Genomic DNA, 18,773 nt, shown 5'->3' with positions numbered 1-18,773 from the left:
TCCTTATGCAGAGGGAGCGTTGTGCTGAACTTCTTTGAGGCCCTGGCGGACCCGATTGATCAGGGTGTAGACCAGCAGTGCGGCGACCAGTGCCAACACGCCGTTGATCCACAGGGCGCCGAGCCAGCCCAGGGCGATGCCGGTGGCCAGCACGCCGAGGATGAAGGCCCGGTCGCTTTTGCCCATGGGCCCGTCGTAGCGCCGTGAGGCGCCGACCATCGGCCCGAGCACCCCGGCGTATTCGCTGAACAGCGCCAATAGGGTCACCGCCAGCACCAGCAGCAGGCTGACGCCCGGGAGCAGGGCGAAGGGCAGGATCAGGGCGCTGTCGGCGACCACATCGCACAGTTCATTGAGGTAGGCGCCCAGGCGCGATTGCTGGCCGAATTCCCGGGCCAGCATGCCGTCGATGGCATTGAGCGCCATGCGCAGGATCATCCACAGCGGAATCAGGGCGAACAGCCAGGTGTGGCTGGCGAACAGAGCGATGACGGTGCCGACCAGGATTGAGATGACGGCGGCCAGGACGGTGATCTGGTTGGCCGTGGTGCCGTTGTCGTACAGGCGCTGCACCAACGGCCGCAGCAGGTTTTGAAAGCGCGGTTTGAGCTGGTAAATCGAGAGCATGATGGGACGGTTCCTTGTCGCACGCGGTGAGCAGGGCTGGATTATTGCCATAAATGCCAGGGGCTGACATCAGAAGTTTCTGCGTGAGCAACTGGCTGCCACAGTGGTGTCTGGGCTCTGTACGAAAAGCCTGGATACTCGGTGATGCTGCGTTGAAAACGGTCTCGTGCGCGAGTCCGATCGGAATGCTCATTTACACCCCGTAAAGTCGAACGCGACCCTGGCCGTTCCTCGACCGTTTTCGCCTTGCCTGACCTTCGTCTCAAAACTGTTCGTACAGAGACTACGACGCACGCCGTAGATGAAAAGGCATGGCGTGCGACAAAAAATTCACTCGATGGCTTATACAGCAACGCATTGTCCCAGCGTTATCCGCAGCGCCGGCGCGCCTGGCGGTATTGATCGGCGCGCAGTTCCGGGTACTGGTGGATGGTCCGCCGAGCCTGCCGAGCAAAGCATCCGGATCGCAGTCATGAGTAAGGTTCCACGTGGAACACATGAACTGGGTAGCCCGTGGATTCCCGCCGGTCGTCTGGCGTTTATCGCTCTGTTTGCTGTCGAGGTACTGGCTGCTGCGGTGTGTGTGCTGCTGACCCGCGGCACCTGCTGCGGTTTCAGGAACCGTTGCTGAAGCCTGTAGCTGCCGGGTTACCGGCGAAAGGCCGCCGCGCAGAATTTTTTTATCCCGGCTGTAACGCCGGGGAGCTTCCTCTCTCTAGTGCTATGACGGGATTGCACACGCCTCCCGTCGTCCCCTGCGATTATTGAGGAACAAAAAATGAACATGAAGAAAACCGCTGCTGGTGCTGCCCTGGCTTTCGCTGCCGCCACCCTGTTTGCCGGTGTTGCCACTCAGGCGTCGGCAGCTGATGCCCAGGTTCATTGTTATGGCGTCAACGGCTGCAAAGGCCAGAACGACTGCAAGACCAAAGACCACGCCTGCAAAGGCATGGGCGCTTGCAAAGGCCAGGGCTTCAAGGCGATGACCCAGTCGGAGTGCGAAAAAGCCGGCGGCAAAGTCGGCGAGTAAGCGGCGAATCCGTGCAGCCGCAGTGGGACTGACGACCACTGCGGCCACCTTGCGAGGAGTTCGCTATGTCTGACCTTTCTTCCTGCCTGGGCTATGGCCTGGGTTTGCGCAGCGCCTACTACCAGCAGATTCTCGATGAAGCACCGGACGTCGACTGGTTTGAAGTGGTGTCCGAGAACTTCATGGTCGAGGGCGGCAAGGCCCTTTACTACCTGGACGCCATTGCCGAGCGTTACCCCATCGTGATGCATGGGGTGTCGTTGTCCATTGGCGGTCCCCACGCCCTGGACCTGGACTACCTCAAGCAACTCAAGCAACTGGCCCGGCGGGTTGAGCCGGCCTGGATTTCCGATCACCTGTGCTGGAGCCGCGGCAACGCTCATCAACTGCACGATCTGCTGCCCTTGCCCTACACCGAGGAAAGCCTGGAATACGTGGCGGGCCGGGTGCGCCAGGTGCAGGAGGTGCTGGAGCGTCCCCTGGTGCTGGAGAACGTCTCCAGCTATGTGCGCGCCGCCGCCGATCAGTTCAGCGAGTGGGAGTTCCTGGCCGCCTTGAGCCAGCTCAGTGGCTGCGAGCTGTTGCTGGACGTGAACAACGTCTACGTCAGTTCACGCAATCACGGTTTCGATCCCTGGCAGTTCATCCAGGGGCTGCCGGCGCAACGGGTGCGGCAATTGCATCTGGCCGGGCATCAGGATCATGGCGACTACGTGATCGACACCCATGACCAGCCGGTGTGCGATCCGGTCTGGGCGCTGTATCAGCGCACCCTGCAACACCTTGGGCCGGTCGCGACCCTGCTGGAGCGTGACGATCATTTTCCGCCGTTGAGCGAACTGCTCGGCGAACTGCACAAGGCTCGCGCGCTGGGGCAACGGGCGCTGTCCGGGAGGCTTGAATGCGCCTGAACGAATGGCAACTGGCCTTTGAACGCTACCTGCTGGCCGAGCAGTCCCAGGCGGACAGCCTGCTGGGCAATAGCCTGATCGGCGGACCGACCCTGAATGTCGCCACCGGTCTGGCGATTTACCACAACGCCTACCAAGCGCGGCTGCTGGAAGTCATGGTGGCGGACTTTCCGACGATCCTGCAGTGGCTCGGCGACGAGGAGTTCGCGTCACTGGCCGGCGCTTATATACGCCAATCCCCCTCCCGGCATTTCAGCCTGCGCTGGTTGGGGCAGGGCTTCGCCGAGTTCATCCAGGGCCATCTGGTGCCGGAGCAGGGCCTGCCCCTGGCGGAACTGGCGCGCCTGGAGTGGGCGTTCACCCTGGCCTTCGACGCCGCCGAGGCCCAGGTGCTGACGGTGGCGGACATGGCGGCCCTGGACGCCGAAGAGTGGCCGCTGCTGCAACTGCAACTGGCGCCTTGTGTGCAGTGGCTGGACTGCCGTTACAACAGCCTCGCCCAGTGGCGCGCGGTCAAGGATCGGGCGGATTTCCCCGAGAGTGCTTTACTCGAACAAGAGCAGCCTTGCCTGGTATGGCGGGTGGATCGGGTCTGTCGCTATCGCAGCTTGTCGTCAGCAGAAGCCCAAGGGTTGCGAGGCATGATCGAGGCGCAGTGGAGTTTCGCGGAACTCTGTGCCGAGCTGGCCGTCACTTACCTTGAGGGGGCCCCGTTGCAGGCCGTTACCTGGCTCAAACAGTGGGTCGAAGACGGCCTGGTGGTACGCCGCGAGTCCTGGAAAACCGCTGGAAATTCGATAGCCAGCTAATTTTCCAAGATGGTCTACCCTCATTTCAGACGTCTGAAACAGGGGGGATTTTTCATGCTCGCGCAACTTCCACCGGCCTTACAGAATCTGCAATTACCCTTGCGCCTGCGGCTCTGGGATGGCCATGAATTCAATCTTGGGCCGGAGCCCAGCGTCACCATCGTGGTCAAGGACCCGCAGCTGGTTGCGCAATTTACCCATCCCAGCCTGGACGCACTGGGGGGCGCCTTTGTCGAGGGCAAGCTGGAACTCGAAGGCTCCATCAGTGAAGTCATCCGGGTGTGCGATGAGCTGAGCCAGGCCTTGCTGAATGAGGATGACGACGATCAGCCGGTGCGCACGCAGCACGACAAGGCCACGGACGCGGCGGCCATTTCCTACCATTACGACCTTTCCAACGCCTTCTATCAGCTCTGGCTCGACAGTGACATGGCCTATTCCTGCGCCTACTTCGAGACCGGCAGCGAGTCCCTGGAACAGGCCCAGCAAGCCAAGTTCCGCCACCTGTGCCGCAAGCTGCGCCTGCAACCGGGGGATTACCTGCTGGATGTCGGTTGCGGTTGGGGCGGGCTGGCCCGTTACGCTGCCCGCGAGTTCGGCGCCAAGGTCTTTGGCATCACCTTGAGCAAGGAACAACTGGCCCTGGCCCGTGAACGGGTCAGTGCCGAAGGCCTGGACGATCTGGTGGAGCTGCAGCTGCTGGACTATCGCGACCTGCCTCAGGACGGCCGCTTCGACAAGGTGGTCAGCGTCGGCATGTTCGAACATGTGGGCCATGCCAATCTGCCGGAATACTGCCGGACCCTGTTCAACGCGGTGCGCGAGGGCGGCCTGGTGATGAACCACGGCATCACCGCCAAGCACACCGACGGACGTCCCGTGGGCCGGGGCGCCGGGGATTTCATCGAGCGGTATGTATTCCCCAATGGCGAGCTGCCGCACCTGGCGATGATCTCGGCGCAAATCAGCGAGGCCGGGCTGGAAATCGTCGATGTCGAAAGCCTGCGCCTGCATTACGCCCGCACCCTGGATCACTGGAGCGAGCGCCTGGAGGACAACCTGGAGGCGGCCGGCCAGCAGGTGCCGCCGCAAGCGCTACGGATCTGGCGGCTGTACCTGGCGGGTTGCGCCTATGCGTTTGCCAAGGGCTGGATCAATCTGCACCAGATCCTCGCGGTCAAGACCCATGCCGATGGCAGTCATGAGTTGCCCTGGACCCGGGACGACCTCTATCACCCCTAGGCCCGGCAGCGTTTGCTGCAGACCCTGAGTGGCTCCCTACAGGATCGGTGAAATCAGCCGCGCGACCCGCATGCCCAGTTGTTGCAGGCGGTGGGTCTGGCGGCTTTCTTCCCGGGCGATTTCCCGGGCCTTGGCGAAGTCGGCGTCCAGCATCTGCTCCACCTCGGTGGCGAAGTCGTCATCCACGGTCAGCAGCATCACTTCGAAATTCAAGCGGAACGAACGGTTGTCCAGGTTGGCGCTGCCAATGGCGCTGATCTCGTTGTCGATCAACACCACCTTTTGATGCAGGAACCCCGGTTGATAACGGAAGACCCGGACCCCGGCGCGCACCGCCTCGAAGGCGTAGAGGCTGGAGGCGGCGTAGACGATGCGATGGTCCGGGCGCGAGGGCAGCAGGATGCGCACGTCCACATCCCGCAACACGGCCAGGCGCAGCGCGGCGAAGACCGCTTCATCGGGAATGAAATACGGGCTGGTGATCCACACCCGTTCGGTGGCGGCATGGATCGCTTCGACGAAGAACAGCGAGCATGTTTCGTAGGCATCGGCGGGGCCGCTGGCGAGCAATTGGCAGAGCACGCCGTCATCCGGGTAGGTGTCCGGAAGGATCAGCGGCGGCAGTTCCCGGGCCGCCCAGAACCAGTCTTCGGCAAAGGACTCCTGCAGGCAGGCCACCACCGGACCGCTGACCTGCACGTGGGTATCGCGCCAGGGCGCCAGGGGCGGTTTCTTGCCCAGGTATTCGTCACCGACGTTGTGCCCGCCGACAAAACCCAGCAAGCCGTCCACCACCACAATCTTGCGGTGATTGCGGAAGTTCACCTGGAAGCGGTTGAGCCAGCCACTGCGGGTGGCGAAGGCATGCACCTGGACCCCGGCGTCACGCAGGGTCTGCACATAAGCGGCGGGCAGGGAATGGCTGCCGATGCGGTCGTAGAGCAAGTGGATGGAGACGCCTTCGGCGGCCTTTTCCAGCAGCAGGCGTTGCAGGCGCCGGCCCAGCTCGTCGTCGTGAATGATGAAGAACTGGATCAGCACCGCCTTGTGGGAGCGGCGGATGGCATTGAAGATCGCTTCGAAGGTGGCGTCGCCGTTGACCAGCAGGCGCACCTGATTGTTGGCCAGGCACGGCATGCGCCCCAGCTTGGGCATGGCCCGCAGCGTGGCATAGGCCTGGGAGGCACGGGCGGTGAGCGCCTCTTCGACCCAGGGCCGCCAGTTCAGCTCATTGATGGCCTTGTGCATTTCCACGTTGGCCTGGCGCCGGGCCTGGATGTAGGCATCGAAGGTGCTGCGGCCGAACACCAGGTAGGGAATCAGGGTCAGGTAGGGCATGAACATCAGTGACAGGGCCCAGGCAATGGCGCCTTGGGCGGTCCTGACGGTGAGCACCGCGTGGATCGCGGCGATCAGCCCGAGAAAATGCAACAGCGCGATGAGATAGCCGAAGATGTGCGGGCCAAAATAATCCATGGGGCAACCTTTGCTCCTGAAGATTCAATGCCTAACAGACCATGTTCCACAGCGAATGTCGCTATTTTATTCTGCATGCAACGCCGTGCCTTGGCCGAAGTCTAACGGCCACTACTGTCTAGGAGTCATTCGATGAAACTTCGTTTACTGGGTTGGGCCTTGGCGGCGGGATTGGCGCTGCCACTGGCTGCGCAGGCGCAGATGCTGCAACCGGGCTTGTGGGAACTGACCAGCAGCAACATGAAGGTCGATGACCAGAACTTGCCGGACTTGTCGCTGATTCTTGGCCAGCTGCAGCAACAGATGACCCCGGAACAACGGGCGATGCTGGAGAAACAGGGCGTGACCATGGGCGGCAAGGGTATTCGGGTGTGCTTGACGCCGGACCAGGTGAAATCCGACACCATTCCGCTGCAGGACCCGCAATCGGGTTGCCAGCAGCAGGTCACCGAGCGTAACGGCAATCAATGGAAGTTTCGCTTCAGTTGTCCCAAGGCTCAGGGCAACGGGGTGGCCAAGTTCATCAGTGATCGCGAGTTCACCACCAACGTGATTGGCACCTTCAATGCCACCGGCCTGCAGCAAAAGGGCAGCATGGACACCCGCGCCGTATGGCTGGGCCAGGACTGCGGCACGGTCAAACCTCGCGCTTCCTGACCGATCCTGTAGCAGCGACGGCCGCTGCGCTTGCCGGCGAAGCGGCCCTCCAGTCACCTGGACCAGGGCCCTCGCCGACAAGCCCGGGCTCCGGCTAGCTAATCCGTTCCACTACCTGCTCCAGCGTCAGCTGTCCCAGATCCTCGCCATTTCTGCTGCGCAGGCTGACGTAGCCACCGGCTTTCTCCTTGTCCCCGATCACCAGCAGGTAGGGCACTTTCTGCAGGCTGTGCTCACGGATCTTGTAGCCGATCTTTTCGTTGCGCAGGTCGCTACTGGCCCGCAGTCCCTGGCGGCGCAGATGCGCGCAGACCTCCCAGGCGTAGTCCGCCTGAGCTTCGCTGATGTTGAGCACCACCACCTGCTGCGGCGTCAGCCACAGGGGCAGGGCGCCGCCGTAGTGCTCGATGAGGATGCCGATGAAGCGCTCCAGGGAGCCGAACAGCGCGCGGTGCAGCATCACCGGTTGCCGGCGTTCGCCGTTGTCGGCGATGTAGCTGATGGCGAAGCGCTCGGGGAGGTTGAGATCCACTTGCAGGGTGCCGCACTGCCAATCGCGGCCGATGGCGTCGCGCAGCACGAACTCCAGTTTCGGACCGTAGAAGGCGCCTTCTCCCGGGTTGAGCCGATAGTCGATCTGCATGCTTTGCAGGGCGCCGACCAGGGCGCTTTCCAGCTGATCCCAGGTCTCGTCGCTGCCGATGCGATTGGCCGGGCGCGTGGAGAGCTTCACCGCCACCTCGTCAAAACCGAACTCCTTATAGATGTCGAACACCAGGGCGATGGTGCGGGCGCATTCGTCTTGCATCTGTTCCGGGGTGCAGAAGATGTGGGCGTCGTCCTGGGTGAAGTGGCGGACTCGCAGCAAGCCGTGCAGTGCCCCTGAAGGTTCGTAGCGATGGACCTTGCCGAATTCGGCGATGCGCAGGGGCAGGTCGCGGTAGCTCTTCAAGCCGTGGCCGAAGATCGCCACCGCGCCGGGGCAGTTCATGGGCTTGAGGGCGAAGGTGCGCTGATCCTCGGTGCTGGTGGTGAACATGTGGTCGCGGTAGTTCTGCCAGTGCCCGGAGGTTTCCCAGAGGCTGCGGTCCATCACGTCCGGGGTGTTCACTTCCTGGTAGCCGGCCTGTTCCTGGCGCTGGCGCATGTAGCCGATCAACAGCTTGAACAGGGTCCAGCCCTTGGCGTGCCAGAACACCGAACCCGGCGCGCAATCGTCGAAGTGGAACAGGTCCAGTTGCTGCCCCAGCTTGCGGTGGTCGCGCTTGGCGGCCTGTTCCTGACGCAGCAGATAGGCGTCCAGATCCTGGCGGGTGGCCCAGCAGGTGCCGTAGATCCGTTGCAACGGCGCGTTGCTGGCATCGCCGCGCCAATAGGCGCCGGCCACCTTGGTCAGCTTGAAGGCCCGCAACTGGCCGGTGGTACGCACGTGGGGGCCGCGGCACAGGTCTTCGAAATCGCCCTGGCGGTACAGCGACAGCACGGCCTCCGGGGGCAGGTCGCGGATCAGCTCGACCTTGTAGTGCTCGCCCTGGTCGGCGAAGTGTTGCAGCGCCTGCTCCCGGGACAGCTCGCGGCGGCGCAAGGTGTGGTTGGTGGCGGCAAGGCTGTGCATGCGCGCCTCGATCAGTTCCAGATCCTCGGGGGTGAAAGGGCGCTCATAGGCGAAGTCGTAGAAGAAGCCGTCCTCGATCACCGGGCCGATGGTGACCTGGGCCGAGGGATACAGCTGCTTCACCGCCATGGCCAGCAGGTGGGCGCAGGAGTGACGCAGGACTTCCAGGCCATCGGCATCGGTCGCGGTGACGATGCTCAGGCGGCTGTCGGTGTCCAACAGGTAGTCACAGTCCACCAGCCGGCCATCGACCCGTCCGGCCACGGCGGCTTTGGCCAGGCCGCTGCCAATGCTGGCGGCCACTTCGAACACGGACAACGGCTGGTCGTACTCACGGCACGCGCCATCAGGCAGGGTGATGCGGATCATCTTCGGTGGTCCTTGGTCAGGCTTGGGGGATTAGCGGATGAAGCGCAGGGGCAGGCCCTGACAGTGGTCGTACAGACGCCCCTGGTGCCAGGCGAGCTGACCCGAGACCAGGGTGGTGGCGACGCTATGGCGAAAGCGTTGGCCGGCAAACGGCGTCCAGCCGCATTGGGCAAGAATCGGCTGGCGGTCCACAGCCAAGCCCTCGGGCTCGGCGCGGATCAGCACCAAGTCGGCCCAGTAGCCTTCGCGCAGGTAGCCACGGTCGGGGATGGCGAACAGGTCGGCCACCCGGTGGCTGGTCTTGGCCACCAGGGTGGTCAGGGGCAGGACCTGGTCCGCCACCAGTTCCAGCAAGGCCGGCAAGGCGTGCTGCACCAGAGGCAGTCCGGCGGGCGCACGGGTGTAGGGCTGCTGTTTCTGTTCCCAGGTGTGGGGCGCGTGGTCACTGCCGATGATGTCCAGGCGCTGGCTGTTGAGGGCCTGGCGCAAGGCGTCGCGATCGGCCTGGGTCTTGATCGCCGGGTTGCATTTGATCAGGTGGCCAAGACGCGAGTAGTCGCGGTCATCGAACAGCAGGTGGTGCAGGCAGACTTCGGCGGTGATGCGCTTTTCAGCCAGGGGCCGGTCCTCGAACAGGGCCAGTTCCCGGGCGCTGGTCAGGTGCAGGACGTGCAGGCGGGTGCCGTGTTTTTTCGCCAGCTCCACCGCCAGGGACGAGGAGCGGTAGCAGGCCTCGGCGTCGCGAATGCGCGGGTGAGCCGCGGCGGGAATCTGTTCGCCATAGAGTTGCTGCCAGCGTTGTTGTTTGAGCTGGATGCTCGGGGTGTGTTCGCAGTGCGCCAGGAGGAGGGTCGGTACCTGGCGAAACAGCCGGTCCAGCACGTGCGGATCGTCCACCAGCATGTTGCCGGTGGAGGCGCCCATGAACACCTTGACCCCGGCGACCTCGGTGGGATCGAGGGCGGCGACGGTGTCGAGGTTGTCGTTGCTGACGCCGAAGTGAAAGCCGTAGTTGGCCACCGAGGCGATCGCTGCGCGGCGTTTCTTGTCGGCCAGGGCGGCCAGGGTCAAGGTCGCCGGCGAGGTGTTGGGCATGTCCATGAAGCTGGTGATGCCACCGGCCACTGCGGCGCGCGACTCGCTATGGATGCTGCCTTTTTCCGGGGCGCCGGGATCGCGAAAGTGCACCTGGTCGTCGATCATCCCCGGCAGCAGCCATTGGCCCTGGGCGTCGATCTCCAGTTCGGCGCTGAGGTGGTCGAGGCTGCCGATGGTCTCGATGCGCCCGTGATTGACCAGCAGGTCGGCGTCGAACTCCCGTCCTTCGTTCACCAGGCGGGCATTGCGGATAAGGATTCGGCTCATGCTCAAAACTCGTTCTGCAGGGCCTTGTAGCCGCGGACCAGATCGACGTTGGTGCGGGCCACGTCCTCGGAAAACTCCGAGGCACTGATGCTCACCGGAGGGAACTGCGCCAGGTCGGTCTTGGGGCCGATGCGGGTGGTGGAGGGCACGTAGAAGCCTGGGGGCAGGTCGCGACCGTCCACCACCGAGTTGTGGCGGACCACGCTGCCGTCGCCCACCACGCAGTTGAACAGCACGCTGTTGAAACCGATGAACACCCGGTCGCCGACCACGCAGGGGCCGTGGACGATGGAGCGGTGGGCGATGGAGGTGTGCTGGCCGATGGTGACGGCGGCGCCGGATTTGGAGTGGATCACCACGCCGTCCTGGATGTTCGAATTGGCGCCGATGGTGATGGCTTCCATCTGGCCGCTGGCGTCGACCTCGTCGGCGCGGATCACCGCGTAGGGGCCGACGAACACGTTGTCGCCGATCACCACCTTGCCGCAGATGATGGCGGTCTTGTCCACGTAGGCGGATTCGGCGATCACCGGCAGATCGCCGGAAGGGTTTTTACGAATCATGGCGCGAGTCCTTCAAGGGGGAACTGATGACTTCCACCGCGCCATCGCGAATGGCGTTGTAGAAACAGTTGGGGCGGCCGGTGTGGCAGGCGGGGCCTTGTTGCTCCACTTGCAGCAACACGGCGTCGCCATCGCAGTCCAGGCGCGCTTCGATCAGGCGCTGGCGGTGGCCCGAGCTTTCGCCCTTGCGCCACAGGCACTGGCGCGAGCGCGACCAGTAGCAGACCTGGCCGCTGGCCAGGGTTTCGGCCAGGGCCCGGCGGTTCATCCAGGCCAGCATCAGCACCTCGCCGCTGTCGTGTTGCTGGGCGATGGCGGCGATCAGTCCGTCGCTGTTCCAGGGCAGGGCATCGAGCACTGCGGTCAGCGGCCAGCGACTGCCCTGGGCAGCGCTTTCCAGGTCCAGCAGCGTCAGTGGCGGGCGTTGGATCATGGTCGGCTCAGGGCGTCGTACAGGGTGTTGAGGTTGTATTCGAACAGCCCGATGAAGGTGCTGGCCGGACCCGTGGCGGAGAGCGCGTCGGAGTACAGGGTGCCGCCGATATGGGCGCCGCTTTCGTCGGCGATCTGCTTGAGCAGGCGGGCGTCCTTGATGTTCTCCATGAACACCGCCTTGACCTTGGCGTTGCGGATCTGGGTGATCAGCGCCGCGACTTCGGCGGCCGAGGGTTCGCGTTCGGTGGACAGACCCTGGGGCGCCATGAAGTCGATACCGTAGGCCTGGCCCAGGTAGCCGAAGGCGTCGTGGGAGGTGACGATCTTGCGGTTGCCCGGGGGCAGGGCGCCGAGTTTGGTCTTGGCCTCGGCCAGCAGGCGGTAGATCTGTTGCAGGTAGGCCTGGCTGTTGCGCTGGTAGTCGGCCTGGTGGGCCGGGTCGGCGGCGATCAGTGCCTGGGTGATGGTGTTCACATAGAGTTCGCTGTTGGCCAGGTTGTGCCAGGCGTGCGGGTCGGGCACCTGTTCGCCGTCCTCGTCCAGGGTCCGTGGAATCACCCCGCGACTGGCGGTGATGACTGGAGTTTTGGTGGCCGAGCTGGCCACCAGGCGATCCAGCCAGGGTTCGAAGCCCAGGCCGTTCTTGATGATCAGCCGGGCCTTGAGCAGGGCCTTGGCATCGTCCGGCGTGGGTTCGTAGGTGTGGGCGTCTTCATCGGCGCCTACCAGGTTGGTGATCTGTACATGCTCGCCGCCGACCTGGCGGGTGATGTCGGCGAGGATGCTGAAGCTGGTGACCACGGCCAGCTTGTCCGCGGCCTGGGCGGTGGACCACGACAGTGGCAGCAGCAGGCTGAACAGCACGAGTAGAGCGCGCATCGGGAAACACCTCATGGGGATGTGAGCAACGGCGGGCGGTGCAACAGGCCGTGTACCGGACCGAACACCACGGACAGCAGGTACAGGCTGCCCGCCACCAGCACGATGGCCGGTCCGCTGGGCAGCGAGTAATGGAATGACAGCAACAGGCCGAGCCACACCGAGAGACAACCCAGCAGCGCGGCGATGCCCATCAGCAGCGGCAGCCGCCGGCTCCAGAAGCGCGAGGCGGCGGCCGGCAGCATCATCAGCCCCACCACCATCAGGGCGCCGATGGCTTGGAAACCGATCACCAGATTGAGCACCACCAGGGTCAGGAACAGGCCGTGAGCCAGGGGACCCAGGCGACTGACGCTGTGCAGGAACAGTGGGTCGAGGGTGTCCAGCAGCAGGGGTTTGTAGATCAGGGCCATGGCCAGCAGGCTGAAGGCCGAGACCAGGAGCATGCCGTTGAGGGTCGGGCCGTCCACCGCCAGGGCCGAGCCGAACAGCAGGTGCAACAGGTCCAGGCGTTTGCCCGCCAGCCCGAGGATCAACACGCCGCTGGCCAGGGAGATGGGGTAGATAGCCGCGATGCTGGCGTCTTCCCGCAGGCCGGTGCGGCGGGTGATCCAGGCCGCGAGGCCGGCCATGCCCAAGCCGGCGCCCAGGCCGCCGAGGGTCAGGGCCGGCAAGCTGAGACCGGCGAACCAGAAACCCAGAGCGGCGCCGGGGAGGATGCCGTGGGCCACCGCATCGCCGATCAGGCTCATGCGCCGCAGGATCAGGAAGACGCCCAGGGGGGCGGTGCTGCAGGCCAGGACCAAACCGCCGAGCAAGGCCCGGCGCATGAACACGAATTCGCTGAAGGGCTGCCAGAGCTGTGCGGCGAACTGCATCACGCCACCTGCGTCTGGAAGGGCGGGGCGATCAGTTCTTGGCTCTGGCCCAAGACACAGCCGCTGCTTTTGACCCACAAGGTCTGAGGGATGTGCTGGCGCACGGCGGCCAGGTCATGACAAACCACTACAAGCGTTCGGCCCTGGGCGTGCCAGCTGTGCAGGTGTTGCCAGAGCAGGGTCTGGCCCGCTTCGTCGAGGGCGGCGTGGGGTTCGTCCAGGAACAGCAGAGGCGCTTCGGTCAGGCTCAGTCGGGCCAGCAGCGCGCGCTGTAATTCCCCACCGGAAAGGGCCATCAACGGGCGGCTTTCCAAGCCACTCAAATGCCAGTCTTCGAGCACCGCCTGAAGTTTTTCTGCCCGGGCCCTGGCGGGTTCACGCTTGCCCCAGAAGCCACCGGCCACCAGCGCTTCAAGGCTGATAGGGAACTGGCGATCGAGGTGTTGCTGTTGCGGCAGAAACGAAAAGCCGCCCCGTTTGGGCGCCGCCAGATCGACCTTGCCGGCCAAGGGTTTTTGCAGCCCGGCCAGGACTTTCAGCAGGCTGCTTTTGCCCGAACCGTTGGCGCCGATGATGGCGCTCAGGCTGCCGCTGGGCAGGTGCAGGTCCAGGGCTGGAGTCAGGGGTTGGCCCGGGGCGCCCCAGCGCAAACCTCGACAGCGGATCATCAGGCCTCCCAGTTCCAGCGGCTTTGCGCCACGGCGTCGTGGGCGTGCAGGCTTTCCGCATGCACGACCCGCAGTTGGAAGGCGTTGACCCCGGGGGAGCGACGCAGGGCCAGATTCAGCCGGCGGGCGGCGTCTTCGCAGAACATCAGGTTTTGTCCGTTGGCCAGGGCGAAGGCCTGTTCATCGGCGCGTTTGACCGCCGTCTGCACGGCAGTGCCCAGGGCGTTTTCCGCGTCGTTGATCAGTGCAATCAACGGCAGTTCGTCGAGGAAGTCGTCCAGGCGCAGGTGCAGTTCGGCGTTGCTGCGTTGGCTATGGGGCGTGGCAACTATGCCTTGGGTCGAGCCCAGCCAGGCCAGGATCTCGGCGTGCTGCAGTGGCCGGTTGGCGAAATCGTCGACGAATTGCTGTTGGATCAACTGACGGGACAGGGCGGCCGAGCAAGGGCAAGTGGAGGAATAAGGCACGACAATTTTTAGTTCCACGTGGAACATCGCGTTTTTCAGCCGTGCTTCGATGCTCAACGGATAGCTCTTCCAACCGGCCAAAGGACTGACCAATGCCGGGCGTTTGAGCAGCAGATCGAAGTGCAGGCGCAGGTAGGCGCTGTTGGCCAGGCCTTCGTGACTGTCGAGAAAGCGCTGTAGCACTTGGCGCAGCAGAGCAGGCGTGAGGTTGTCCTGTTCGAGCATTTCCAGGGCTAGGTACAGCCGCGACATATGAATGCCTCGCGCCTCGCCGTCGTCGAGGCTGACTCCGGCGTCCGCTTTGGCAGCGATCCGTTGGCTGTCCATCAGTACAGGTAAGGCAATGCCGCACATGCCCACCCATTCCAGGGGCAAGGCTTGGCGTGAGGCCTGCGCGGCGATATCCGGCAGAGTCAGCGCGTTCATGAACAGGTCCGTCGTTAGGAATATTTCTGCATGTTATATTATAACAATACATCCGATGAAACATTTTTCCTCGGCGGTTCTTTGGCCTGTTCTTGTGAGTACGGACACTCCCTCATCTGCGGTATTTGTCATGCACAGACGTCAATTGCTCAACCTGCTGTTGGCCGGTACGGCCCTGATGTTGCCCTGGGCTGTTTCTGCCGCGCAGATCCGTAATGCGCGGCTGTGGAAAGACGCCGACAAGCTGCGGCTGGTGCTCGATCTGAGTGGCCCGGTGCAGTACAAGACCTTCACTCTGAGCGCACCGGAGCGCTTGATCATCGATTTGAACGGCGCTCGCCTGAGTGGCGATTTCAGTCAGTTGCCCCTGGCCCGTACGGTGATCCGCGCGATCCGCTCCGGGCATTTTGGCCAGGGCGATACGCGGATCGTCCTCGACCTGAATGAGCCGGTGCAGCTCAACAGTTTTCTCCTGCCGCCCCAGGATGGGCAGGGCCATCGACTGGTGCTGGACCTGTCTGCGCCCGGCAAGGCGCCGTTGCAGATCGCCGCGGCCGCTGCGCCCCTGGCCAAACCCGAGGCGTCGCCGGGCAAGCCTCATCCCAAGCGCGACATCATCGTGGTGGTGGACCCCGGCCACGGTGGCAAGGACCCCGGCGCCGTGGGGGCCAAGGGTGAGCGAGAGAAGGATGTGGTGCTGTCCATTGCCCAGTTGCTGGCCAAGCGGCTCAAGCGCGAGAAGGGCTTTGCCGTGAAGCTAGTGCGCAACGACGACTTCTTCGTGCCGCTGCGCAAGCGGGTGGAGATCGCCCGCAAGCACAAGGCCGACATGTTCATCTCGGTGCACGCCGATGCGGCGCCGCGCCTTAGCGCTTCCGGTGCCTCGGTGTATGCCTTGTCCGAAGGCGGGGCGACTTCGGCCACTGCGCGCTTCATGGCCCAGCGGGAAAACGATGCCGACCTGCTGGGGGCCAGCACCCTGCTCAATCTCAAGGACAAGGACCCGATGCTGGCGGGGGTGATTCTCGACATGTCGATGAATGCCACTATTGCCGCCAGCCTGCAGCTAGGGGGCACTGTGCTGGACAGCCTGTCGGGGATCACCACCCTGCATCAGAAGCGCGTGGAACAGGCCGGGTTCGCGGTGCTCAAGTCGCCGGACGTGCCATCGATCCTGGTGGAAACCGGCTTCATCTCCAACCGCCGCGACAGCCAGCAACTGGTCACCACGCGGCATCAGCAGGCGATTGCCGACGGCCTGTTCCTGGGTTTGCAGCGCTACTTCGAAAAGAACCCGCCGGCCAACAGCTATCTGGCCTGGCTCCAGGAAACAAAGAACAACCGCACCGTGTAGCCACCAGCGCCTGCATCTGGCGCGATGTGGGGGCGGCTAGCAACCGCTAATGCGGCTGCAGGTGAACTTGGCGCTGCTGCCGCCAGAACTGGAGAAGCGATTGCGGGTGGTCCAACCCACGCGCTGGCTGTAGCCCACCCAGGCTTCACCATCGGAGGCCAGGCCGGTGAAGAAGGTCAGTTGCCCGTAGCGACTGTTGGTCTGCGCCCAGTAGCGTTTGCCGATCACCTCGAACCCGCGCAAGTAAGTGGTGCTGCCCGCCGTGGCGACGCTGTAGGCGTTGCCCAAGGGATCGACGCAGGCCAGCAGGGTGGCGCTGCGGGTGCAGGTGGCCAAGGTACTGGGCACGGCGGCTGTGGCGTGGCCGGCCAGCAGCATCAGGCTTGAAAGCAGGGTGGGCAGGACAAGGCGCATGGCAGTTCTCGTGGCGACAGGGGCGCAGCATTGCGCCCTTCGTCGTGGTCGGCAAGGGAGTATTGGCTAATCTGCATTGTTATAATATAACATAAAATAAAGCCTGACCCGTGACCCCCGCCATGACTGAACAAGAGCTCCTCGCCGAACCCTCGGCGCATTACATGAACGACGCCCAGCAGGGCTTCTTCCGCGATCTGCTGCTGGCCCAGCGCAGCGAATTACAGGAGCGCATTGCCGCTGAGTTCGACCAACTGCGCGAGCAGGAACCCCACAGCGACCCCGCCGACATCGGCAGCGCCGAAGAGCAGCGGCAATGGCAACTGCGCCTGCTGGAGCGGGAAAAGAAGCTCCTGGACAAGATCGACGAGGCCCTGGAGCGCCTGGCCCGCGGCGAGTACGGCTGGTGCCGCGACACCGGCGAGCCCATCGGCCTGCAGCGCCTGCTGCTGCGGCCCACCGCCACCTTGTGTATCGAAGCCAAAGAACGCCAAGAGCTGCGCGAACGCCACCAACGGGCGCTTTGACCCAGCCGCGAACCTGATGAGGACCCCCCCATGACCGAGCGTCTTCCCGTTACCGTGCTGTCCGGCTTTCTTGGCGCGGGCAAAAGCACCCTGCTCAATCACGTCCTGCGCAACCGCGACAACCTGCGGGTAGCGGTGATCGTCAACGACATGAGCGAAATCAACATCGACGGCAGCGAGGTGCAGCGCGATGTCAGCCTCAACCGCGCCGAAGAGAAGCTGGTGGAGATGAGCAACGGCTGCATCTGCTGCACCCTGCGCGAAGACCTGCTGGAGGAAGTGGGCAAGCTGGCCCGCGACGGGCGCTTCGACTACCTGCTGATCGAGTCCACCGGGATCTCCGAGCCGCTGCCCGTGGCGGAAACCTTCACCTTTCGCGATGAGGCCGGGCAGAGCCTGGCGGACATCGCCCGCCTCGACACCATGGTGACTGTGGTCGATGGCATGAACTTCCTGCTGGATTACCAGGCGGCGCAAAGCCTCGCCAGTCGCGGTGAAACCCTGGGCGAGGAAGACGAGCGTTCGATCACCGACCTGCTGATCGAGCAGGTGGAGTTTGCCGACGTGATCCTGGTCAGCAAGATCGACCTGATCAGCAGCGCCGAGCGCCAGGAGCTGATGGCGATCCTGGCGCGGCTCAACGCCCAGGCAGAGATCATCCCCATGGTCATGGGCCAGGTGCCCTTGGCCAAGATCCTCAATACCGGGCGCTTCGACTTTGAACGCGCGGCCCAGGCGCCGGGCTGGCTGCAGGAGTTGCGCGGCGAGCACGTGCCGGAAACCCAGGAGTACGGAATCGCCTCGACCGCTTATCGGGCGCGGCGTCCCTTTCATCCGCAGCGCTTCTTCAACTTCATCAACCGGCCCTGGGTCAACGGCAAGCTGCTGCGCTCCAAAGGCTTCTTCTGGCTGGCCAGCAAGTACCAGGAGGCGGGCAGCTGGTCCCAGGCCGGTGGCTTGATGCGCCACGGTTTTGCCGGGCGCTGGTGGCGCTTCGTGCCCAAGCAGCAATGGCCCCAGGACGAGGAAAGCATGGCGGCGATCCTGCACAACTGGACCCCGGCCACGGGCGACTGTCGCCAGGAGCTGGTGTTCATCGGCCAGAACATCGACTTCACCCGGCTCTGTGCCGAGCTCGACCTGTGCCTGCTGGATGACGATGAAATGGCCCTGGGTGTCGAGGGCTGGAGCCTGATGACCGACCCTTTCGGTGCCTGGCATGAAGAGGAGGCGGCCTGATGCTGACCCTGAGTTCTCCGGTGACTCCACTGAGCATTCCATTGGCGGCCAGGAGCTTGCTGCTGCCTTGTGCGGTGCCGCTGGTTTCCCGGCGCGCGGCCATTGGCCCGACCCCGGCGGTCCTGGCCGAGGTGCTGGACGATGAGGTCAACCTCGGCCTCTGGCAGCGCCAGTTGCCGGCGCACATCGAGGACTTCGGCCAGTTGCTGTTGTCCCTCAACGAGCCCTTGGCCGAGTCCCTGTCCCTGGAACTGCCGGATGAGGATTGCCCACCGAACCTGCGGGGCCTGGCCTCGCGCTTCAGCGACTTGCACGGTTATGACGGCTTTATCGCCGACGTTTCCTGGCTGGTCAGCGCCTTTGCCTGCCTGTTGGGCGCCAAGCGCGTGGGCCTGCGCTTGCGGGTGCTGGACAAGGCCATGTGCCCGCGCTTTCACGTCGACCATGTGCCCGTGCGCCTGATCACCACCTATGCCGGGATTGGCAGCCAGTGGTTGCGCGAAGGGGCGATGGACCGTCGGCAACTGGGACAGGCCAGCGCTGAACCCCGAGACCCGGCGCTGATCCAGCAGATCGGCAGCGGTGAGGTGGCGCTGTTCAAGGGCGAGAAGTGGCACGGCAACGAAGGTTTCGGCCTGATCCACCGCTCGCCGCAACCGGCGCCGGGGGAGCGCCGGCTGATCCTTACCCTTGATTGGCTGGGTTGAGCCAGGCGTGTAGCCGCTGCCGAGCCTGCGAGGCTGCGCCAAGGTCCGCAGGACCTTCAGTGCGCTCAAGAACGGCATCTGCTGCGACGTCGTTCTTGAGCGCGCGGATTTTCGC

The 18,773-nt window shown here is 64.1% G+C and carries 21 protein-coding genes; 10 read left to right on the top strand and 11 right to left on the bottom strand.

Annotated elements, in window-relative coordinates:
* Positions 1-3: 3 nt before the first annotated feature.
* The gene (locus KHO49_RS00825; protein ID WP_213664480.1) at positions 4-627 is read right to left on the bottom strand and encodes a CDP-alcohol phosphatidyltransferase family protein; all 624 of its coding nucleotides are present in this window, start codon (positions 625-627) and stop codon (positions 4-6) included.
* A gap of 472 nt (positions 628-1,099) precedes the next feature.
* Here KHO49_RS00825 and KHO49_RS00820 point away from each other — a divergent pair, with 472 nt between their 5' ends.
* The 5 genes from KHO49_RS00820 (at position 1,100) to cfaB (ending at position 4,619) form a co-directional block, all read left to right on the top strand.
* The gene (locus KHO49_RS00820) at positions 1,100-1,258 is read left to right on the top strand and encodes a hypothetical protein (protein ID WP_185021130.1); all 159 of its coding nucleotides are present in this window, start codon (positions 1,100-1,102) and stop codon (positions 1,256-1,258) included.
* Between the two features lie 147 nt (positions 1,259-1,405).
* The gene (gene bufA2, locus KHO49_RS00815; RefSeq protein ID WP_102862397.1) at positions 1,406-1,657 is read left to right on the top strand and encodes a BufA2 family periplasmic bufferin-type metallophore; all 252 of its coding nucleotides are present in this window, start codon (positions 1,406-1,408) and stop codon (positions 1,655-1,657) included.
* Positions 1,658-1,722: 65 nt separating this feature from the next.
* Complete coding sequence (gene bufB, locus KHO49_RS00810; RefSeq protein ID WP_102862396.1) at positions 1,723-2,568, top strand: MNIO family bufferin maturase; 846 nt, start codon at positions 1,723-1,725, stop codon at positions 2,566-2,568.
* Positions 2,559-3,377 carry an HvfC/BufC N-terminal domain-containing protein gene (locus tag KHO49_RS00805; protein ID WP_170001389.1) on the top strand — a complete coding sequence of 273 codons (819 nt, stop codon included), beginning with the start codon at positions 2,559-2,561 and terminating at the stop codon, positions 3,375-3,377. Before bufB ends, KHO49_RS00805 begins: the two co-directional genes overlap by 10 nt.
* Positions 3,378-3,431: 54 nt before the next feature.
* The gene (gene cfaB / locus KHO49_RS00800) at positions 3,432-4,619 is read left to right on the top strand and encodes a C17 cyclopropane fatty acid synthase CfaB (protein ID WP_102881372.1); all 1,188 of its coding nucleotides are present in this window, start codon (positions 3,432-3,434) and stop codon (positions 4,617-4,619) included.
* A 36-nt stretch (positions 4,620-4,655) separates the two neighbouring features.
* On the opposite strand, the gene cls is transcribed toward cfaB, so the two are convergent.
* Positions 4,656-6,095: a cardiolipin synthase gene (cls, locus tag KHO49_RS00795; protein WP_110652486.1), complete on the bottom strand. Its 1,440-nt coding sequence runs from the start codon at positions 6,093-6,095 to the stop codon at positions 4,656-4,658.
* 132 nt (positions 6,096-6,227) lie between these two features.
* Here cls and KHO49_RS00790 point away from each other — a divergent pair, with 132 nt between their 5' ends.
* Positions 6,228-6,752 (top strand): DUF3617 domain-containing protein, encoded by a 525-nt coding sequence (locus tag KHO49_RS00790; protein ID WP_102862392.1) that lies wholly within the window; start codon positions 6,228-6,230, stop codon positions 6,750-6,752.
* 94 nt (positions 6,753-6,846) lie between these two features.
* On the opposite strand, the gene thrS is transcribed toward KHO49_RS00790, so the two are convergent.
* The 8 genes from thrS to folE2 are packed head-to-tail and all read right to left on the bottom strand — an operon-like array spanning position 6,847 to position 14,417.
* Positions 6,847-8,736 (bottom strand): threonine--tRNA ligase, encoded by a 1,890-nt coding sequence (thrS, locus tag KHO49_RS00785; RefSeq protein ID WP_213664479.1) that lies wholly within the window; start codon positions 8,734-8,736, stop codon positions 6,847-6,849.
* A gap of 30 nt (positions 8,737-8,766) precedes the next feature.
* On the bottom strand, positions 8,767-10,101 hold the full coding sequence (locus KHO49_RS00780) for a dihydroorotase (protein WP_170001393.1): 1,335 nt from the start codon (positions 10,099-10,101) through the stop codon (positions 8,767-8,769).
* Between the two features lie 2 nt (positions 10,102-10,103).
* Positions 10,104-10,664: a gamma carbonic anhydrase family protein gene (locus KHO49_RS00775; RefSeq protein ID WP_102862389.1), complete on the bottom strand. Its 561-nt coding sequence runs from the start codon at positions 10,662-10,664 to the stop codon at positions 10,104-10,106.
* Entirely contained in the window at positions 10,654-11,097 is a 444-nt protein-coding gene (gene hisI / locus KHO49_RS00770; RefSeq protein ID WP_102862388.1) for a phosphoribosyl-AMP cyclohydrolase, read from the bottom strand. Before hisI ends, KHO49_RS00775 begins: the two co-directional genes overlap by 11 nt.
* Positions 11,094-11,978 carry a metal ABC transporter substrate-binding protein gene (locus tag KHO49_RS00765; protein ID WP_213664478.1) on the bottom strand — a complete coding sequence of 295 codons (885 nt, stop codon included), beginning with the start codon at positions 11,976-11,978 and terminating at the stop codon, positions 11,094-11,096. Before KHO49_RS00765 ends, hisI begins: the two co-directional genes overlap by 4 nt.
* Before the next feature lie 11 nt (positions 11,979-11,989).
* Positions 11,990-12,856 carry a metal ABC transporter permease gene (locus KHO49_RS00760; RefSeq protein WP_213664477.1) on the bottom strand — a complete coding sequence of 289 codons (867 nt, stop codon included), beginning with the start codon at positions 12,854-12,856 and terminating at the stop codon, positions 11,990-11,992.
* Entirely contained in the window at positions 12,856-13,524 is a 669-nt protein-coding gene (locus KHO49_RS00755) for a metal ABC transporter ATP-binding protein (protein WP_213664476.1), read from the bottom strand. Before KHO49_RS00755 ends, KHO49_RS00760 begins: the two co-directional genes overlap by 1 nt.
* Positions 13,524-14,417: a GTP cyclohydrolase FolE2 gene (gene folE2, locus KHO49_RS00750; protein ID WP_102862384.1), complete on the bottom strand. Its 894-nt coding sequence runs from the start codon at positions 14,415-14,417 to the stop codon at positions 13,524-13,526. The genes KHO49_RS00755 and folE2 overlap by 1 nt, the downstream gene beginning before the upstream one ends.
* A 130-nt stretch (positions 14,418-14,547) precedes the next feature.
* Here folE2 and KHO49_RS00745 point away from each other — a divergent pair, with 130 nt between their 5' ends.
* Positions 14,548-15,771 carry an N-acetylmuramoyl-L-alanine amidase gene (locus KHO49_RS00745; protein WP_213664475.1) on the top strand — a complete coding sequence of 408 codons (1,224 nt, stop codon included), beginning with the start codon at positions 14,548-14,550 and terminating at the stop codon, positions 15,769-15,771.
* Positions 15,772-15,807: 36 nt separating this feature from the next.
* Here the strand turns inward: KHO49_RS00745 and KHO49_RS00740 are convergent, their stop codons facing one another.
* Complete coding sequence (locus KHO49_RS00740; RefSeq protein ID WP_102881365.1) at positions 15,808-16,185, bottom strand: glutamine synthetase; 378 nt, start codon at positions 16,183-16,185, stop codon at positions 15,808-15,810.
* Positions 16,186-16,307: 122 nt separating this feature from the next.
* On the opposite strand from KHO49_RS00740, the gene dksA reads away from it, so the two are divergent.
* From dksA to KHO49_RS00725, 3 genes are read left to right on the top strand one after another with little or no spacing between them, the layout of a single operon-like run.
* Positions 16,308-16,712 carry an RNA polymerase-binding protein DksA gene (dksA, locus tag KHO49_RS00735; protein ID WP_102862381.1) on the top strand — a complete coding sequence of 135 codons (405 nt, stop codon included), beginning with the start codon at positions 16,308-16,310 and terminating at the stop codon, positions 16,710-16,712.
* 30 nt (positions 16,713-16,742) lie between these two features.
* Positions 16,743-17,951 (top strand): zinc metallochaperone GTPase ZigA, encoded by a 1,209-nt coding sequence (gene zigA / locus KHO49_RS00730; protein ID WP_213664474.1) that lies wholly within the window; start codon positions 16,743-16,745, stop codon positions 17,949-17,951.
* Positions 17,951-18,658: a DUF1826 domain-containing protein gene (locus tag KHO49_RS00725; RefSeq protein WP_102881364.1), complete on the top strand. Its 708-nt coding sequence runs from the start codon at positions 17,951-17,953 to the stop codon at positions 18,656-18,658. Before zigA ends, KHO49_RS00725 begins: the two co-directional genes overlap by 1 nt.
* Positions 18,659-18,773: the final 115 nt, after the last annotated feature.

Origin of the sequence: Pseudomonas sp. RC4D1 (assembly GCF_018390395.1) — a bacterium.
In the GTDB taxonomy this organism is placed as follows: domain Bacteria; phylum Pseudomonadota; class Gammaproteobacteria; order Pseudomonadales; family Pseudomonadaceae; genus Aquipseudomonas; species Aquipseudomonas danubii.
Note: the sequence above shows the minus strand (reverse complement) of the source record. Positions and strands in the feature narration are given on the sequence as shown.

Bases quoted from the DNA above. Each gene is read 5' to 3' on its own strand.
- KHO49_RS00825 (WP_213664480.1), bottom strand. From the start codon at position 627: ATGCTCTCGATTTACCAGCTCAAACCGCGCTTTCAAAACCTGCTGCGG.
- KHO49_RS00820 (WP_185021130.1), top strand. From the start codon at position 1,100: ATGAGTAAGGTTCCACGTGGAACACATGAACTGGGTAGCCCGTGGATT.
- bufA2 (WP_102862397.1), top strand. From the start codon at position 1,406: ATGAACATGAAGAAAACCGCTGCTGGTGCTGCCCTGGCTTTCGCTGCC.
- bufB (WP_102862396.1), top strand. From the start codon at position 1,723: ATGTCTGACCTTTCTTCCTGCCTGGGCTATGGCCTGGGTTTGCGCAGC.
- KHO49_RS00805 (WP_170001389.1), top strand. From the start codon at position 2,559: ATGCGCCTGAACGAATGGCAACTGGCCTTTGAACGCTACCTGCTGGCC.
- cfaB (WP_102881372.1), top strand. From the start codon at position 3,432: ATGCTCGCGCAACTTCCACCGGCCTTACAGAATCTGCAATTACCCTTG.
- cls (WP_110652486.1), bottom strand. From the start codon at position 6,095: ATGGATTATTTTGGCCCGCACATCTTCGGCTATCTCATCGCGCTGTTG.
- KHO49_RS00790 (WP_102862392.1), top strand. From the start codon at position 6,228: ATGAAACTTCGTTTACTGGGTTGGGCCTTGGCGGCGGGATTGGCGCTG.
- thrS (WP_213664479.1), bottom strand. From the start codon at position 8,736: ATGATCCGCATCACCCTGCCTGATGGCGCGTGCCGTGAGTACGACCAG.
- KHO49_RS00780 (WP_170001393.1), bottom strand. From the start codon at position 10,101: ATGAGCCGAATCCTTATCCGCAATGCCCGCCTGGTGAACGAAGGACGG.
- KHO49_RS00775 (WP_102862389.1), bottom strand. From the start codon at position 10,664: ATGATTCGTAAAAACCCTTCCGGCGATCTGCCGGTGATCGCCGAATCC.
- hisI (WP_102862388.1), bottom strand. From the start codon at position 11,097: ATGATCCAACGCCCGCCACTGACGCTGCTGGACCTGGAAAGCGCTGCC.
- KHO49_RS00765 (WP_213664478.1), bottom strand. From the start codon at position 11,978: ATGCGCGCTCTACTCGTGCTGTTCAGCCTGCTGCTGCCACTGTCGTGG.
- KHO49_RS00760 (WP_213664477.1), bottom strand. From the start codon at position 12,856: ATGCAGTTCGCCGCACAGCTCTGGCAGCCCTTCAGCGAATTCGTGTTC.
- KHO49_RS00755 (WP_213664476.1), bottom strand. From the start codon at position 13,524: ATGATCCGCTGTCGAGGTTTGCGCTGGGGCGCCCCGGGCCAACCCCTG.
- folE2 (WP_102862384.1), bottom strand. From the start codon at position 14,417: ATGAACGCGCTGACTCTGCCGGATATCGCCGCGCAGGCCTCACGCCAA.
- KHO49_RS00745 (WP_213664475.1), top strand. From the start codon at position 14,548: ATGCACAGACGTCAATTGCTCAACCTGCTGTTGGCCGGTACGGCCCTG.
- KHO49_RS00740 (WP_102881365.1), bottom strand. From the start codon at position 16,185: ATGCGCCTTGTCCTGCCCACCCTGCTTTCAAGCCTGATGCTGCTGGCC.
- dksA (WP_102862381.1), top strand. From the start codon at position 16,308: ATGACTGAACAAGAGCTCCTCGCCGAACCCTCGGCGCATTACATGAAC.
- zigA (WP_213664474.1), top strand. From the start codon at position 16,743: ATGACCGAGCGTCTTCCCGTTACCGTGCTGTCCGGCTTTCTTGGCGCG.
- KHO49_RS00725 (WP_102881364.1), top strand. From the start codon at position 17,951: ATGCTGACCCTGAGTTCTCCGGTGACTCCACTGAGCATTCCATTGGCG.